15 protein-coding genes are annotated in these 15585 nt (G+C 73.5%); 7 read left to right on the forward strand and 8 right to left on the reverse strand.

The window, feature by feature from the left end; all coding sequences use genetic code 11:
* Nucleotides 1-250: 250 nt before the first annotated feature.
* The gene (locus tag AB0J36_RS05395) at nt 251-1255 is read left to right on the forward strand and encodes an EamA family transporter (RefSeq protein ID WP_357171770.1); all 1005 of its coding nucleotides are present in this window, start codon (nt 251-253) and stop codon (nt 1253-1255) included.
* Between the two features lie 10 nt (nt 1256-1265).
* Nucleotides 1266-1895: a prepilin peptidase gene (locus tag AB0J36_RS05400; RefSeq protein ID WP_363660125.1), complete on the forward strand. Its 630-nt coding sequence runs from the start codon at nt 1266-1268 to the stop codon at nt 1893-1895.
* A gap of 128 nt (nt 1896-2023) precedes the next feature.
* Here the strand turns inward: AB0J36_RS05400 and AB0J36_RS05405 are convergent, their stop codons facing one another.
* The 5 genes from AB0J36_RS05405 to AB0J36_RS05425 all read right to left on the reverse strand — a co-directional run bounded on the left by AB0J36_RS05405 (nt 2024) and on the right by AB0J36_RS05425 (nt 8731).
* On the reverse strand, nt 2024-5224 hold the full coding sequence (locus tag AB0J36_RS05405; RefSeq protein WP_363660126.1) for a UvrD-helicase domain-containing protein: 3201 nt from the start codon (nt 5222-5224) through the stop codon (nt 2024-2026).
* 61 nt (nt 5225-5285) lie between these two features.
* Complete coding sequence (locus AB0J36_RS05410) at nt 5286-6536, reverse strand: metallophosphoesterase (RefSeq protein WP_363660127.1); 1251 nt, start codon at nt 6534-6536, stop codon at nt 5286-5288.
* Nucleotides 6537-6548: 12 nt separating this feature from the next.
* The gene (locus AB0J36_RS05415) at nt 6549-6803 is read right to left on the reverse strand and encodes a MoaD/ThiS family protein (RefSeq protein WP_357392277.1); all 255 of its coding nucleotides are present in this window, start codon (nt 6801-6803) and stop codon (nt 6549-6551) included.
* A 3-nt stretch (nt 6804-6806) separates the two neighbouring features.
* Nucleotides 6807-7820: a GTP 3',8-cyclase MoaA gene (gene moaA / locus AB0J36_RS05420; protein WP_363660128.1), complete on the reverse strand. Its 1014-nt coding sequence runs from the start codon at nt 7818-7820 to the stop codon at nt 6807-6809.
* Entirely contained in the window at nt 7817-8731 is a 915-nt protein-coding gene (locus AB0J36_RS05425) for a fructosamine kinase family protein (protein ID WP_363660133.1), read from the reverse strand. The genes moaA and AB0J36_RS05425 overlap by 4 nt, the downstream gene beginning before the upstream one ends.
* A 152-nt stretch (nt 8732-8883) precedes the next feature.
* Here AB0J36_RS05425 and AB0J36_RS05430 point away from each other — a divergent pair, with 152 nt between their 5' ends.
* Complete coding sequence (locus AB0J36_RS05430) at nt 8884-9930, forward strand: DUF4192 domain-containing protein (protein ID WP_357131429.1); 1047 nt, start codon at nt 8884-8886, stop codon at nt 9928-9930.
* A gap of 6 nt (nt 9931-9936) precedes the next feature.
* Here the strand turns inward: AB0J36_RS05430 and fdhD are convergent, their stop codons facing one another.
* Nucleotides 9937-10800 (reverse strand): formate dehydrogenase accessory sulfurtransferase FdhD, encoded by an 864-nt coding sequence (fdhD, locus tag AB0J36_RS05435; protein ID WP_363660129.1) that lies wholly within the window; start codon nt 10798-10800, stop codon nt 9937-9939.
* A gap of 102 nt (nt 10801-10902) precedes the next feature.
* Between fdhD and AB0J36_RS05440 the strand changes: the two genes are divergently transcribed.
* From AB0J36_RS05440 to AB0J36_RS05450, 3 genes are all read left to right on the forward strand, one after another.
* Nucleotides 10903-11601, forward strand: a complete 699-nt coding sequence (locus AB0J36_RS05440) for an NTP transferase domain-containing protein (protein WP_363660130.1) — start codon at nt 10903-10905, stop codon at nt 11599-11601.
* Nucleotides 11598-11861 carry a DUF6457 domain-containing protein gene (locus tag AB0J36_RS05445; protein WP_357131438.1) on the forward strand — a complete coding sequence of 88 codons (264 nt, stop codon included), beginning with the start codon at nt 11598-11600 and terminating at the stop codon, nt 11859-11861. The genes AB0J36_RS05440 and AB0J36_RS05445 overlap by 4 nt, the downstream gene beginning before the upstream one ends.
* A 108-nt stretch (nt 11862-11969) precedes the next feature.
* Nucleotides 11970-13064: a hypothetical protein gene (locus AB0J36_RS05450; protein ID WP_357131441.1), complete on the forward strand. Its 1095-nt coding sequence runs from the start codon at nt 11970-11972 to the stop codon at nt 13062-13064.
* Here AB0J36_RS05450 and AB0J36_RS05455 read toward each other — a convergent pair.
* Together AB0J36_RS05455 and AB0J36_RS05460 are read right to left on the reverse strand one after the other, a co-directional pair.
* On the reverse strand, nt 13061-14017 hold the full coding sequence (locus AB0J36_RS05455) for a zinc-binding dehydrogenase (RefSeq protein ID WP_363660131.1): 957 nt from the start codon (nt 14015-14017) through the stop codon (nt 13061-13063). The genes AB0J36_RS05450 and AB0J36_RS05455 overlap by 4 nt on opposite strands.
* 99 nt (nt 14018-14116) lie before the next feature.
* A complete protein-coding gene (locus tag AB0J36_RS05460) occupies nt 14117-14578 on the reverse strand; it encodes an Lrp/AsnC family transcriptional regulator (protein WP_354814963.1) in 462 nt (153 codons plus the stop codon).
* Nucleotides 14579-14637: 59 nt separating this feature from the next.
* Between AB0J36_RS05460 and ddaH the strand changes: the two genes are divergently transcribed.
* A complete protein-coding gene (gene ddaH / locus AB0J36_RS05465) occupies nt 14638-15471 on the forward strand; it encodes a dimethylargininase (protein ID WP_357131448.1) in 834 nt (277 codons plus the stop codon).
* Nucleotides 15472-15585 lie beyond the last annotated feature (114 nt).

Raw genomic sequence — 15585 nt, forward strand, 5'->3', positions numbered from 1 at the left:
CGTAGGGTCCGGGCCGCTGCGACGCCACCGGATAAGGCTGGACCGCCGGCGGATAGGGCTCCGCGGCCGGCGGATAGGGCTGCTGCGGCGGCCGGTTGGGCGTCTCGTCGGGGCGTTGCCCACGCCACGGGCGTCCGTAGCCCTCACCCGGTGGTCCGTAGTTCGTCATGCCGCCCTCCTGCACAAGTGGTGAGAGGCCGGCCACCAAAGCGCGACGCCGACTCCGAGGTCACCGTAGCGTGGTCCACCGATGAGCTCACCTCCACCGAGCGCCGCCGCCGCATCCGGCCGCCGCGCCGACGCCGCGCCAAGCCTGGTCTGGACCGCGTTGATCGTGGTCTACCTGCTGTGGGGCTCCACCTATCTGGCCATCCGGATCACGGTGGAGACGCTGCCGCCGCTGCTGTCCGCCACGATGCGGTTCGCGGTGGCCGGTTTGGTGCTGGCGGTGGTGCTGCGGTTGCGCCGAGGGCCGGGTGCCCTCCGCGTGCGGCCTCGACAGCTCGGCTCGGCCGCGCTGGTCGGTGTGCTCCTGCTCGCCGGCGGCAACGGGCTGGTGGTGCTCGCCGAGTCCGGGCCGCCCGGGGTGGCGCTGCCCTCCGGCGTCGCCGCCCTGCTGGTGGCGACCGTGCCACTGCTCGTGGTGCTGCTGCGGTCGGTCACCGGCGACCGACCGCCGCTCTGGACGTTCGCCGGGGTCACCGTGGGCTTCGTCGGTCTGGTGCTGCTGGTGCTGCCGGCCGGTACCTCGGACGCGGTGCCACTGGTCGGCGCGCTCACGGTGGTGGCGGGAGCCGCCGCCTGGTCCTTCGGGTCGTTCCTGTCGGGCCGGATCGGAATGCCCGCCGACCCGTTTGTGGCGACCGTGTACGAGATGGCGGCCGGAGCGCTGGCCCTGGCCGTGGTCGCCGCCGGCCGGGGCGAACTGAGTGACTTCCACCCGTCGGCCGTCAGCGCCCGGTCCTGGTTGGCGCTGGCCTATCTCATGGTGGCCGGATCGTTGGTGGCCTTCACGGCGTACGTCTGGCTGCTGCAGAGCGCGCCGATCTCGTTGGTGTCGACGTACGCGTACGTGAACCCGGCGGTCGCGGTGGCGCTCGGCGCGTTGCTCGTGGCCGAGCCGATCACACCGCAGGTGCTGCTCGGCGGGGCGGTCATCGTCGCCGGGGTGGCCCTGGTGGTGAGCACCGAACGCCCACGCCGCAAGGCAGCGGTTCCACGATCGGGGGCGGCGCGGGCGGGAGCCCGCCGGTAACGTCCGGCCCATGTCGGCGGCCGCGCTGGTGGGGGTGGCGCTGCTCGGCGGTCTGGTCGGTCTGGTCGTACCCTCACTGGCCCGGCGGTTCGTCGATCCGCCGGCGCGGCGGATCGGGTCGGCCTGGCTCTGTCCGCCGGTGGCGGTCGTGGTGTTCGTGGGGCTCGCCACCGTGCGGCGCGACGACCCGGCGCTGCCGGTCCTTGTCGCGGTGGCGGTGGTGGGGTTGGTGCTGGCCGTGGTCGACCTCGGGTGCCTGCGGCTGCCCGACCCACTGGTCGCTGCTGCCGGCACGCTGGCCCTCGGCGGCCTGACCGGGACGGCGTTGCTGGCCGCCACTCCGGGGCGTCTCGTCGGCGCTCTGGTCGGTGCGGTTCTCTGCGGCGCGGCGCACGTGCTGCTCGCCCTGCTGCCGAGATCCCGGCTCGGCTTCGGGGACGTCAAGCTCGCCATGGTCCTCGGACTGCCGCTCGGCTGGCTGGGACACGACGCCCTGCTCACCGGGCTCCTGCTGGCGCACCTGCTACAGGGCGGGCTGGTGGTCGGCCTGCTCGCCACGCGACGGGTACGCCGCGACACCCTGCTCCCGCTCGGGCCGGCCCTGCTCGCCGGCGCGTGGCTCGGCGTGCTCCTTGGCTGAGGTTGTGGCATGCCCGGCACGGCGCGTTCCCGCCGGCCCGCCCGAAAGAGCGTGATGCCTCTGAGTCATCTTGATGCCTCTGAGGCATCACGCTCAACGTGCCACCTGGCCTCCGCGCCCGCCGGGGCTCAGATCAGGCGGAGTTGGCGGTCCCTGGGGCGGCGGGGTTCGGTCTCGCCGAACCGTTCGAACAGGCCCGGATCGATCGTGGCGAGGAACGGCGAGGGTGTGCAGTCGCGTTCCGCGCCGTGCCGGGTACGGCGGGCGGCGTGGCTGACGTACAGCCGGTCCTGGGCCCGGGTCAGGCCGACGAAGAAGAGCCGGCGCTCCTCGGCGACCGCGTCCTCGTCGGGCGTCGAGCCGGGCCAGCGCAGCGGCAGCAGCCCGTCCTCGGCGCCGACCAGGAACACCACCGGGAATTCGAGGCCCTTCGCGGCGTGCAGGGTCAGCAGGGTGACCGCCTCCGCGCGCGGGTCGAGCGCGTCCACCTCGGCGCCGGTGGCCAGCTGCGACAGGAACACCTCCAGGTCGTCGCCGCAGCGGTGGGCCAGCGGGGTCAGCAGATCCACCGCGGAGCGCACGTCCTCCGGGCGGGCCCCGATACCCGTGCCGTCCAGGGTGGGCACCGCGAACCGCTCGGCGACCGTCTGGCCGGCCAGCCGCACCCGGGCCGCCAGCGACCCGGCCAACCCGTCGGCGTGCCGCAGCTCGCGGGCGATCGCCGCCACCCCGGGCCGGTCCCGAAGCCGGTCGTGCGAGCGTTTCTGCACGGGGATGTTGGCCCTGGTCAGGGCGTCCACGATCGGAGCGGCCTGCGCGTCGGTGCGGTACAGCACGGCGATGTCGGAGAATGACAGCGTGGTGGACCGGCCGTCGATCCGGCCCGAGTCCAGCGATCGGTGGGACAGCCCGCCGACCAGTTCGTCGACGGTCCGGACCACGAAGTCGGCCTCGTCGGCGACGGACGACGCCGGGTATCGGCCGACCAGCGGGGCCTCCGGGTCGAGCCGGGCCGGATCCAGTCGCCGGCCCTGGACCAGCGAGGACGGCGCGATGGCCTGCACGGCGGCGGCCAGGATCGGTGCCGACGAGCGGTAGTTCCGGTTGAGCCGGACCAGCCGGGCGTCCGTGAAGTCCTGCGAGAAGCGCAGGAAGTAGCCGACGTCGGCGCCCCGGAAGGAGTAGATCGCCTGGTCCGGGTCGCCGATGGCGCAGAGGTTGCCGTCGGCGGAGCTGAGCAACCGCAGCAGCTCGTACTGCACCGCGTCGACGTCCTGGTACTCGTCGACGAAGATCCACCGCCAGCGGTCCCGGTACCGCTCGACCAGCTTGCGGTCCGCGCGCAGCAGCTCCACCGGCAGGGTGACCAGTTCATCCAGGTCGACCAGGTCCTGCTTGCGCAGCCGCGCCGTGTAGCCGGCGGTGTCGTCACCCGCCTCCGACCGGGCCGCCGCCCGCTCGACGTCGTCGGCGATCCGGAAGCCGGCCGGCAGGCCCGCCGCGTCGGCGTTCTCCCGCAGAATGGTCAACCCCAGCGCGTGGAACGTGCCCACGGTGACGTCCTCGGCGACCGGACCGAGCAGCCCGTCGAGGCGGTGCCGCAGCTCCTCGGCCGCACGGCGGGTGAACGTGATCGCCAGGCAGTGCTCGGGAAAGACGTTCAGCTCCGCACAGAGGTACGCGATCCGGTGGGTCAGCGTCCGGGTCTTGCCGGTGCCCGGTCCGGCCACGATGAGCAGCGGTCCGCCGGGAGCGGACGCCGCCACCCGCTGCATCGCGTCCAAGCGGTCCAACAGGCCGGTGCCGACCTCCTCCATACCGGAGAGCATCGGCTCGAACGGTTCGTGCGGCGACGGCGGCGGCGCGATCGGTGGCGCGGGAGGCGGGGCCGGCTTGCGCTTCGACTCCGCCTTGGCCGCCGCCGGGCGCTTCGCCGTCGCGCGAGCCGCCGGCTCCGCCGGACGTCGCTGCGACGGCACCGACACGGGTACGTCGAACAGCGTCTCCTGCGCCGTGCCAGCGCCCGTGCCCAGCTCCGCCGGATCGAACAGCGTGATCACCCCGTACTCGCCGTCGTAACCCGGCACCCGGCGTACGTCGCCCCGCCGCAGCCGACCGATGCCCTCGGCGAGCAGCTCACCGCCGGCCTGCGCGATGTCGGACAGCGGCGTCGTGGTCAGAATTTCCAACTCGGGGCCGAGCGCGGCGAGCAGCTCGTTGAGCCGCCCCTCGACCTTCTTCGACCGGGCGCCCACTTTGTTGATCTCACCAAGGATCTCGGCGAGCGGCACCAGGTGGGTGACGTCCCGGGCGTGCGCCGGGCGGTGCCCGTCGGGTCGGTCGGCCAGCTCCTCGATGCGGCTCAGGACGCCCACGGTGAGCGGCTTGCCGCACTCGGGGCAGAGCCCTCCGGCGGCCCGGGTCCGCTCCGGGGACCAGTTGACGCCGCAGAGCCGGTGCCCGTCCGCGTGGTACTTGCCCTCCTGGGGGAAGAACTCGATGGTGCCGGCCAGGCCGACACCGCTGCGCAGCGCCTCCCGGACGGCGAAGTAGTCCCGCTCGCCGGTCAGCACGGTCGCCTCCCGACCGAGGGCCGGCGGCGAGTGCGCGTCCGAGTTGGAGACGAGCTGGTACCCGTCCAGGCTGCCGACCCGCCAGTTCATCGCCGGGTCGGACGACAGACCGGTCTCCACGGCGAAGATGTGCTCGGCCAGATCGGCGTAGCAGTCGGCGATCGCGTCGAAGCCGGACTTCGAGCCCAACGCGGAGAACCACGGCGTCCAGATGTGCGCCGGCACGAGATACCCGTCCGGACTGGCTTCCAGCGTGATCTCCAACAGGTCCCGCGAGTCCAGACCGAGGATCGGCCGGCCGTCGGAGCCGAGATTGCCGATCCGCCCCAGAGCGGTGTTGAAGCGGGCCACCGCCTCCAGGTCGGGCAGGTAGACCAGGTGATGCACCTTGCGCGTCCGGTCGTCCCGCTTGTAGATGGTGGAGATCTCCACGCTCAGCATGAAACGGACCGCGTCCGCGTCGGTCGTACCGGCCAGTCGCGGCGGCAGCCGGCGGGCGATGTCGCGCTCCGTCTCCTCGCTGAGCCGGTAGAGCCCCGGCTCGGCCGGGCGCAGCGTCTCCACCAGGTGGTCGTACCAGGCGGGGTGGGTGAAGTCGCCGGTGCCGAGCAGGGCGATGCCCTTGCGCCGCGCCCACCATCCGAGGGTCGGCAGGGTCAGGTCCCGGCTGCACGCGCGCGAGTACTTCGAGTGGATGTGCAGGTCCGCGACGAAGGGCGCAAGGCCACCGGGGGGTACGTCACTGAACGGGGGCACGCCGCATCCTGTCACGCCCGCCACGCGGCCCGCCTTCCGCCACGCGCGGACGTGACCTCCGCTATGCCGAGCGCAACTCCACGAGGCTGATCTGCGGCTCGGCGCCCACCCGCACCGGCGGACCCCAGAAACCGGCGCCGTTGGTCACGTAGACCTTCGTGCCGTCGACCTCGCCGAGCCCGCTCACCACCGGCTGCTGAAGACGGACCGCCAGGTTGAACGGCATCAGCTGCCCGCCGTGCGTGTGCCCGGAAAGTTGCAGGTCGACGCCGTAGCGGGCCGCCTGCTTGGCGGCGAGCGGCTGGTGTGCGAGCAGGACGACCGGGCGGCTCGGGTCGCGGTCGCCGAGGGCGGCCTCGAAGTCCGGGCCGGCGGCCAGGCCGGTGCCCTTGGGGTCCGCGTTCAGGTCGTTGACGCCGGCCAGGTCGAGCACACCGCCCCGGGCCTGGATCTCCTGCCGGCGGTTCTGCAGAACCCGCAGGCCGAGCCGGTCCACCTCCTGGACCCACTCCTCGACCCCCGAGTAGTACTCGTGGTTGCCGGTGACGAAGAAGTTGCCGTACCGGGAGCGCAGGTCACGCAGCGGCGCGGCGGCCGGGCCCAGCTCGGCGACCGAGCCGTCGACCAGGTCGCCGACGACCGCGACCAGGTCCGCGTCGAGGCGGTTGATCGCGGCGACGATCCGTTCGGTGTGTGCCCGGCCGCGCAGCGGGCCGAGGTGGATGTCGGAGACGGTGGCGATACGCAGGCCGTCCATGCTGCGTGGAAGCTTGGCCAGGGGGATCCGCACCCGGTCGAGGCGGGGCGGGCCGAGCGCCGTGCGGACGCCGTACCCCGTGATGCCGGTGGCGGTGAGGCCGGCGAAGATGGCCGCGCCGCGCGCCAGCAGCAGGCGACGGGCCGGGTCGTGGTCCGGTGCCGCGACCGCGCCGGCGGCCGGCGGATCGGCGGGCCCGGCGGCCCCGACCAGCACCGGCTCGGGCGCGGCGGTGGTCGGCTCGGCGACGGTCACCCGGCGGCGTAGCACCAGACGCGCGATGAGCATCGGCACTTCCAGCACGACCAGCGTGACCAGCAGGTAGAACATGACGGCGAGCCACACGTAGCCCGGCCAGGCGAGCCAGTAGAGGCCGCCCTGCGTGCCGACGAGGGTGACCGGTACGAGCACCGCCAGCACTCCGGCGGCGATCCCGCCGACCCGCCGCCAGCGACCCGGCGTCGTCGTGTCCCGGACGAGACGCTTCCACAGGTAGAGGTGAATCAGCCCGGTGACCAGGGCCAGTACGCCCATGAACCCTAGAACCGCCAACATCTGCGCGCCCCCTCAGCCGCCCGCGAACGGGGGTAGGACATCGATCGTGGCCCCGCCCGGCAGGGGTGCCCGACGATCATGGCAGGTGACGCCGTCCACGAGGAAACTGGCCACCCGCAGCACGGCGGCCAGTCGGTCGCCGTGCCGCTGGGACAGCTCGGCCGTCAGGTCGTCGAGAGACCGGCCGGCGGCCGTGACCTCCTCCGAGCGGCCCGCGGCGGCCCGCGCCCCGGCGAAGTAGCGGACGGTCAACGGCCTCGGTTCCACGACTCAACCCCCGATCGCGGACATCGGCCGGGTCGGCTGGAGGAAGGTGGGGTCGTCGATGCCGTGCCCGGCCCGCTTGCCCCACATCGCGGTACGCCACCGCTGCGCCAACTCGTCGTCGGTCGCGTCGTCGCGCAGCGCCGCCCGTAGGTCGGACTCCTCGGTGGCGAACAGGCAGGCGCGCACCTGGCCGTCGGCGGTCAGCCGGGTTCGGTCGCAGTCGCCGCAGAAGGGCCGGGTGACGCTGGCGATCACGCCGACCCGGGCCGGGCCGCCGTCGACCAGCCAGGTCTCGGCGGGCGCCGCGCCGCGCTCGGCCGGGTCGGGGCTGAGGTCGAACTGGGTACGCAGGGAGGCCAGGATCTCCTCGGCGGTGACCATCGTGCTCCGGTCCCAGCCGTGCTGCGCGTCCAGCGGCATCTGCTCGATGATCCGCAGGTGGTAGCCGTGGTCGAGCGCGAAGCGGAGCAGGGCCGGCGCCTCGTCCTCGTTGACCCCACGCATCAGGACTGAGTTGATCTTTACGGGGTCGAGACCCGCGGCCGCCGCCCCGGCGAGCCCCGCCAGCACCGCGTCCAGGCGGGGACGGCGGGTGAGCTGAGCGAACCGGGCCGCGTCCAGGGTGTCCAGCGAGACGTTCACCCGGTCCAGGCCGGCCGTCCGCAGCGCGGGCGCCAGCCGGTCCAGGCCGATGCCGTTCGTGGTGAGCGAGATCCGGGGGCGCGGATCGAGCGCGGCGACCGCGCCCACGATGCCGAGCAGTCCGGGCCGGATCAATGGCTCCCCGCCGGTGAATCGCACCTCGGTCACGCCGAGCTGCTCGACGGCCACCCGGATCAGCCGGACGATCTCCTCGTCGGTGAGCAGCTCCGGGCCGGCCAACCAGGGCAGCCCTTCGGCCGGCATGCAGTACGTGCACCGCAGGTTGCACTTGTCGGTGAGAGAGACGCGCAGGTCCCGCGCGACGCGGCCGTACCGGTCGACGAGGACGCCGTCGGTACGTCGGTCGACACTCACCGGTCGACCGTAGCGCGCTCGACGCCGACCAGGGCGGCTCGGGCGACCCGGACAACCGCATCGCGGTAACCGGCGCCGAAGAGCGCGGTGTGCACGAGCAGCAGATGCAGCTGGTGCAGCGGCACCCGCTCGCGCCAACCGTCGGCCAGCGGCCAGCTCTCCCGGTAGGCGGCAAGGACCCGGTCCAGCTGCGCGACACCACCGAAGAGCGCCAGTTGGGCGAGGTCGGTCTCGCGGTGCCCGCCGTGCGCCGCCGGGTCGACCAGCCAGGCCCGCTCGTCGATGCCCCACAGCACGTTGCCCGGCCACAGGTCGCCGTGGACGCGGGCCGGCGGCTCGTCCCCGCCGAACTCACCGACGTGCCCGATCACCCGTTCGATGAGCGCGGCATCGCTGCTGGTCAGCGCACCGCCGTCGACGGACAGGCGTAGGTAGGGAACGAGTCGCCGCCGCGCGAACCACGTCGACCAGGGGCCGTCGTCGGGGGTGTTGTCCTGAGGAAGCGCACCGATGAAGCCGTCCCACGGCGCGCCGAAGGCAGGCGCGCCGGCCCGGTGCAGGGCGGCCAACTCCCGACCGAAGCGATCGGCGGCCTGCGGCGTCGGCTCGCCGGGCTCCACCCAGTCGAGCGCCAGCAGGTCGGGCAACGCCACGATCACCTCGGGTACGCCGATCGCGTCGGCCTCCCGCAGCCAGCGCAGCCCGGCGGCCTCGGCAGCGAAGAAGCCCTCGGGCGCCGACCGGTCGGACCCCTCCGGCCAGGACTTCGCGAAGACCGAGTGACCGTCGTCCAGCGTCAGCCGGGCGGCGGCGCAGATGTCGCCTCCGGCGACCGGCGTCTCCCGGAGCCGCTGGTGGGTCCGGAACGTCGGCAGGTGTGCCGGGTGCGCGCGCAGGTACGCCAGGTCCATCAGCGCACGGTAGCGGCTGCCCATGACACCACGGTGTCCTGTGAGCACATCGAATCGCTTCTACCTCTGGGAATACGCTCCGTAGTTGTGGATAAGTCGCGTGTCATCCACAGGGTCTGGAAGGCTCCGCGGCTCGGACGCAGCCTTCCTGCATGACCTCGACCGAACGTCCGAAGCTCTCCGTCCGCTCGCCCGCAGATCTGATCGCCGCCGTGCCGTACCTGCTCGGCTTCCACCCGGCCGACAGCGTGGTCGCGGTGGCGCTGCGCGGTCGACAGATCATCTTCGCCGCCCGCGCCGACCTGCCCGAGCCGGCGACGGATCCGGTCGACCGTGCCCGGCACCTGGCCGGGGTGATCCACCGGCAGGGCGCGGACGCCGCCACCGTGGTGGGCTACGGGTCACCCGAGAGGGTGACCCCGAGCGTGGACGCGGTGCGCGCCGCCCTGACGGCGGCCGGCCTGGAGGTGCTCGACGCGCTGCGGGTGACCGACGGCCGGTGGTGGTCCTACCTGTGCACCGAGGTGGACTGCTGCCCGCCCGAGGGTCGGCGCTACGACCCGCAGGCCAATGCGGTGACCGCGTCGGCCGTGTTCGCCGGTCAGGTCGCCCTCCCCGATCGGGCGGCCCTCGTGGCGCAGGTGTCGCCGGTGGCCGGCCCGGCCCGCGAGGCGCTGCGGGCGGCCACCGTCCGGGCCGAGCGACGGCTAATCGAGCTGATCGAGCAGGCGCCCGCCAGCGACCTGCTGGGCGGGCGGGCCGTACGCTCCGCCGGGGTGACGGCGGTCCGCGACGCGCAACGACGACAGCGGCGCGGTGAGCGGCTCGACGACGACGAGGTGGCCTGGCTCAGCCTGCTCCTCGGGCACCTGCCGGTCCGCGACCACGCCTGGGAACGGACCGACGGCCGCGAGCGGGACATCGACCTCTGGACGGACGTGCTGCGCCGGGCCGAGCCGGAGTTGACCGCCGCGCCCGGCGCGCTCCTGGCGTTCGCGGCGTGGCGGGCGGGTCAGGGGGCCCTGGCGGCGGTCGCGCTGGAACGGACGCTGAGCCTGCACCCCGAATACTCGCTGGCCCTGCTCCTGGACGACCTGCTCCGGCGGGGCGTACCCCCCTCCGAACTGGACGGCTGGCCCTCGGTCGGTGTGCCCGGCGTGGTCCGCCCTCGCAAGCGACGTCGACGTGGCCGCCGCTGACCCGGGTCAGGTCGGCTGCTCGACGGTGATCCGCTGTGGGCCGGCGTACACGTTCATGGTCCGGCCGCGCAGGAATCCGACGAGCGTCATTCCCGCCTCCTCGGCCAGCTCGACCGCGAGGGTGCTCGGCGCGGACACCGCCGCCAGCAGCGGCAGTCCCGCCATCCAGGCCTTCTGGGTCAACTCGAAGCTCGCCCGGCCGGACACCAGCAGCAGGTGCCCGGTCAACGGCAGGTGCCGTTCCCGCACCGCCCAGCCGATGACCTTGTCGACGGCGTTGTGCCGGCCCACGTCCTCCCGCAGCGCCACCAGCTCACCGGCCGGGGTGAACAGCCCCGCCGCGTGCAGCCCGCCGGTGCGGTCGAAGGCGCGCTGGGCGGCCCGCAGCCGGTCGGGCAGCTCGGCGAGGAGCGTGGCCGGTACGGCGAGCGGGTCCTGGACGACCGGAAACAGCGAGCGGGTACGGACCGCGTCGATGCTGGCCTTGCCGCAGACCCCGCAGGAGCTGGTCGTGTAGAAGTTCCGGGACGGGTCGGTGGTTGGTTCCGGGACGCCGGGGGCCAGCACCACGTCCACCACGTTGTACGTGTTCGGAGTCTCCGCGCCGGAGCAGAGTTGAGCGGTCAGCACGTCGTCGGTGGACCGGATCAACCCCTCGGTCAGCAGGAAGCCGATCGCCAGGTCCAGGTCGTCTCCGGGGGTGCGCATGGTGACGGCGAGCGGCTTGCGTCGGTCCGGACCGGCCGGGCCGACCCGGATCTCCAACGGCTCCTCCACCGAGAGGGTGTCAGGCCGTCTGACGGCTGCGCGTCCGTCGGCCGCGTCCAGGTCGATCCGCAGTACGCGCCGTCGGTCAGTCGCCCGTCCCATCCCGCCATCCTGCACCCCGCCCCGGCCGGCCCGCACGGCCGCCGCCCATCAGGCACCCCGCAGCGCCCGGCGGCCGAGCGCCGGCACGGCTACCGTGACCGGATGGGGACGTACGCCGCCGTGGTGCTCGCGGGTGGGGCCGCCCGCCGGATGGGCGGGGTGGACAAGCCCGCGCTGCCGGTCGGTGGTCGCTCGATGCGCGACCGGGTGCTGGCCGCGGTGGGGGACGCCGCGCCGCGGGTGCTGGTCGGGCCCGCTGACGACGTGCCGGACGACGTACGGGTGACGCGCGAGGATCCGCCCGGAGGCGGGCCGGTCGCCGCGACGGCGGCCGGGTTGGCGCTGCTCGACCCCGACACGACGCTCGTCGCGCTGCTCGCCGCCGACCTGCCGCTGCTCACCCGCGCCGCGATCGGCGACCTGCTCACCCACCTCACCGCCGCGGGGAGGCCAGCACCAGCCGCCCCGACGGACAGCCCGGCACTCGCCGCCCCGGCGGACAACCCGGCCGGCCCGAAAGCCGGCGCTGTCCTTCACCCCGAGGCTGTCGACGGGGTGTGCTTCGTCGACGCGGACGGACGGCGGCAGTCGCTCTGCGGGGTGTGGCGGGTCGACGCGCTGCGGGCCGGGCTGCTGCGGCTGGCCGCCGAGCGGGGCGGCAGTCTGGCCGGTGCTTCGATGCGGGCGCTGTTGGCCGGTCTGGCGATCCACGACGTGCCGTGGGCCGGTGCCGGTCCGCCGCCCTGGTTCGACTGCGACACTGACGAGGACGTACGCCGGGCGGAGGAGTGGGTGCGATGACGGTGTTGGACGACTGGGTCACGGCGGCCTGCGCCGAGGTGGGTCTGGACCCGGCCGAGGTGCCGGTTCCGGCGGTGCTGGACCTGGCCCGCGACGTCGCCCACCAGGTGGTGCGACCGGGTGCGCCGGTCAGCGCGTACCTCCTGGGGTTGGCCGTCGGTCGTGGCGCCGATCCGGCGGACGCCGCGGCCCGGCTCAGTGCCCTCGCGGCCGACTGGCCGGTCGGGCTCGACGCCGAACTCGCCGACCCCACCTCCTGACCGCCGCGCCCCGTGCGGGTGTCACGGCGTCGGGTGTCCGATCCCGGTCCGGGCTGATTCGAGCCGAGTGGACCGTGGGTAGGGTGATCGGAACGGACGGAGGCGATCATGACGGCTGACCACCCCTCGGCGTCGGATTCAGAGCCCGGCGGTACACCCGAGCCGGCGGAGTCGATCCTGCTCGACGACCCCAGCACCACCGATCTGCGGGCCAAGGTGACGGAGGCCTGGCGGGAGTTCGCCCGGATGCTCGCCCTGCGGCTACGGGAGCTACCGGCCGGCGCGCACCTCGAACTGACCCTCGATCCCACCGCCTCCGGTACGGGTGACGCCGTCTACTCGATCAGCGTCGACGCGACCGACGACGGCGGTCTCTCCGCTCGGGCGGTCGGTAACGCGGCGCTGCCGCAGGGCTACCGGCTGGACCGTGCCGCCGTGGCGGACATGGTGGCGCTCGGCTGGTCCCCGCCCGGCGTGGTGGCCGGCTCCGGCGGCGCGTTCGGGCTGGACGGCACGGTGGCGGAGGCCAACCGGATCGCCCCGCTGCTGTCCCGGACGCTGCGCGACGTGTACGGCGCACCCCACCCGGCCTTCCTCGTCTACCTGGTGCACGACGCCGACGGCGAGCCACTGGCCGTCGAGCCGTTGGGCACCGCGCGCAGCGAGTTCGGCCCGGACGCCGACGTGGAGGGGGACCTTCAGGAGGCGTTGGCCGAGGCGTCCGCCGACCGGGACGACGTGCTGGACCTGCCGGAGCGCGTCCGTACCGTCGTGTCCACGATGTTGAAGTCCGACGCCGAGCGGTTGCAGATCGACTCGGACGGCGACATCACCATCCGGGCCGGCTCGGCGATGGTCTTCGTGCGGGTGCGGGACAATCCGCCGCTGGTGGACGTCCTCTCCCCGGTCCTCACCGAGGTCGAGCCGACCGAACGGCTCTACGTCAAGCTGTCGGAGCTGACCAACCGCATGCCGATCGGTCGCCTGTACTGCGCCGACGACACGGTCTGGGCTTCCATCCCGGTCTTCGGCCGTAACTTCCAGGCGACCCATCTCATGCTGGCGGTGCAGGTGATGACCGGTCTCGCCGACGAGTTGGACGATCGCCTGCACGGTGAGTTCGGCGGCAAGCGCTTCTTCGGCGAGGGCGACAAGCCGGTCCGCGGTGACGATTCCCAGCACCGCACCGGCATGTACCTCTAGGCCACGTCCAACAGGGTCTTGCCGACCGTCGCGCGCGCCTCGATGGCGGCGTGCGCGTCGGCGGCGCGTTCGAGGGGGAAGCGCTGGCCGACCAGCGGCCGGAGCTGCCCGGCCGCCGCAGCCGCCAGGACCCCGATGGTGTACGCCCGCAGCCGCGCCGGCGGCACGTCCGGCCGGATCAGCGTGATCTGGCGTTCGGCGGCGGCATCCGGTGTGACGGGGGACCACTCGCCGCTGGCCAGCCCGTAGCTGATCATCCGGCCGCCCGGGGTCAACAGCTCGAACGCCGCCCTGGCCACCGAGCCGCCGACGCCGTCGAACACCACGTCGACCCCGCCCACCGCGTCGCGGACGCCATCGGCCCAGCCCGGCCGTAGGTAGTCGACCGCCACGTCGGCGCCCAGCCCGGGCAGCAGGGCCACCTTGCGCGGTCCGCCGGCCACGCCGATCACGTGTGCGCCGGCCCGCCTCGCGATCTGGACGAGCATGCTCCCCACCCCACCCGCGGCGGCCTCGACCAGCACGCGGTCGCCGGCGCGGACGCCGACCGCCTCGACGAGCATGGTGGCGGTACGCCCGTCGGCGAGCAGCGCCACGGCCGCGTCCAGCGCCAGCCCGGCCGGCACGTCGATGGGCGCGGACGCGTCCACCGCGACCTGTTCGGCGTACCCGCCGGCGCCGCCGGTGGCGGTGACCACCCGTTGCCCGATGCGGGCCGGGTCGACGTCCGACCCGACGGCGGTGATGACGCCGCCGACGCCGTTGCCGGGGATCAGCGGCGGGGTGTACCGGTTCGGCCCGGGACGCCCCGAGCGCTGCTGCGTCTCGACGAAGGTGACGTTCGCGTGCGCGACGTCGATCAACACCTGGCCGGGGCCGGGCGTCGGATCCGGCGCCGGGCCGGGCGTCAGCACCTCGGGACCGCCGAACTCACGTAGCCAGATCGCCCGCATCACTTCCCCCTCGTGTCGTGCCATGCCGCCACGAGTCCAACACCTGAACCAGACTTGAGGTCAAGCCGCGCATTGCGGGCCGAGCCGGGCGGCGGACGGTCAGGCGCCGGTGGACGGCCCGACGCCGGGGGATTCGACCAGCCGGGACAGCACGATGGTGCTGCGGGTGGACGTCACGAACGACTCGGCGCGCAGCCGCTCGAGGGCCGCCTCGAGGTGGGCGATGTCGGCGGCACGCAGGTGCACCAGCGCGTCCGCCTCGCCGGAGACGGTGTACGCGCCGACCACCTCGGGGTGTCGGCGGGCGGCCACGCCGATCTGCGCCGGGGTGGTCCGGCCGGCGCAGAACAGCTCGACGAACGCCTCGGTGGTCCAGCCGACGGCGGCCGGGTCGACGACGGCCGTGAATCCCCGGATGACGCCGGTGGCGCGCAGTCGGTCGACCCGGCGCTTGACTGCCGGGGCGGAGAGTGACACCCGGGTGCCGATGTCGGCGTACGACGCGCGGGCGTCGGCGACAAGCAACGCAATGATCCGCTGGTCAACGGCGTCTATCTGCAACGTTCCGCCTCTGGGAAGCAATGGTTGTGGCTGTTACCAAAGTTCAACGATACCTACTCTTGGTGACCGTGAACCAGCAGCGAGTCCCGCGAAAGCGGACATATCTCATGTGCTCGCCCGAGCATTTCGCGGTCGAGTACGCGATCAATCCGTGGATGGACGTGACCACCCCGGTCGACCGGGAACTGGCCGTCAAGCAGTGGGACCGGCTGCGCGACACGCTCGTCGGTCTCGGCCACGAGGTGCACCTGCTCACGCCGGAGCCGGGGCTGCCCGACATGGTGTTCGCCGCCAACGGCGCCTTCGTGGTCGACGGCAGCGTCTACGGCGCGCGGTTCAAGCACGAGCAGCGGACCGCCGAGGCCGCCGCGCACCACGCGTTCTACGAGCAGCAGGGTTGGCGTTTCCTCGCCCCGAACGAGACCAACGAGGGTGAGGGCGACTTCGCGTACGTGCCGGAGGCGCACGGCGGACTCATCCTGGCCGGGCACGGCTTCCGTACCGAGATTCCGGCACACGCCGAGGCGCAGGAGGCGCTGGGTCGGCCGGTGGTGTCGTTGCGGCTGGTCGACCCGCGCTTCTACCACCTGGACGTGGCGCTCGCCGCCCTCGACGACGCGAACATCGTCTACTTCCCCGGCGCGTTCTCCGCGGCCAGTCAGCGCGTCCTCACGCAGCTCTTCCCGGACGCGGTGATCGCCGACGACGAGGACGCGTTGTCCTTCGGGCTCAACCTGGTCAGCGACGGCGCGAACGTGGTGCTCAACAGCGAGGCCACCCGACTGGCGGGCAAGCTCAAGGCCGCCGGTTACACGCCGGTGCCGGTCGATTTGGCCGAGCTGAAGAAGGGCGGCGGCAGCGTGAAGTGCTGCATCGCCGAACTGCGGCACTGACCCGAACAGCGCCGAGTACGGCAGGGGGGGGGGGGCCCCCCGCCTGGGGGCCCCCCCCCGGGCGCCGGCACGACCCGCCACCCCGCCCGCGCGCGGGGGGCTCGACACAATGAC

The sequence above is a fragment of the Micromonospora sp. NPDC049662 genome (assembly GCF_040675055.1).
In the GTDB taxonomy this organism is placed as follows: domain Bacteria; phylum Actinomycetota; class Actinomycetes; order Mycobacteriales; family Micromonosporaceae; genus Micromonospora.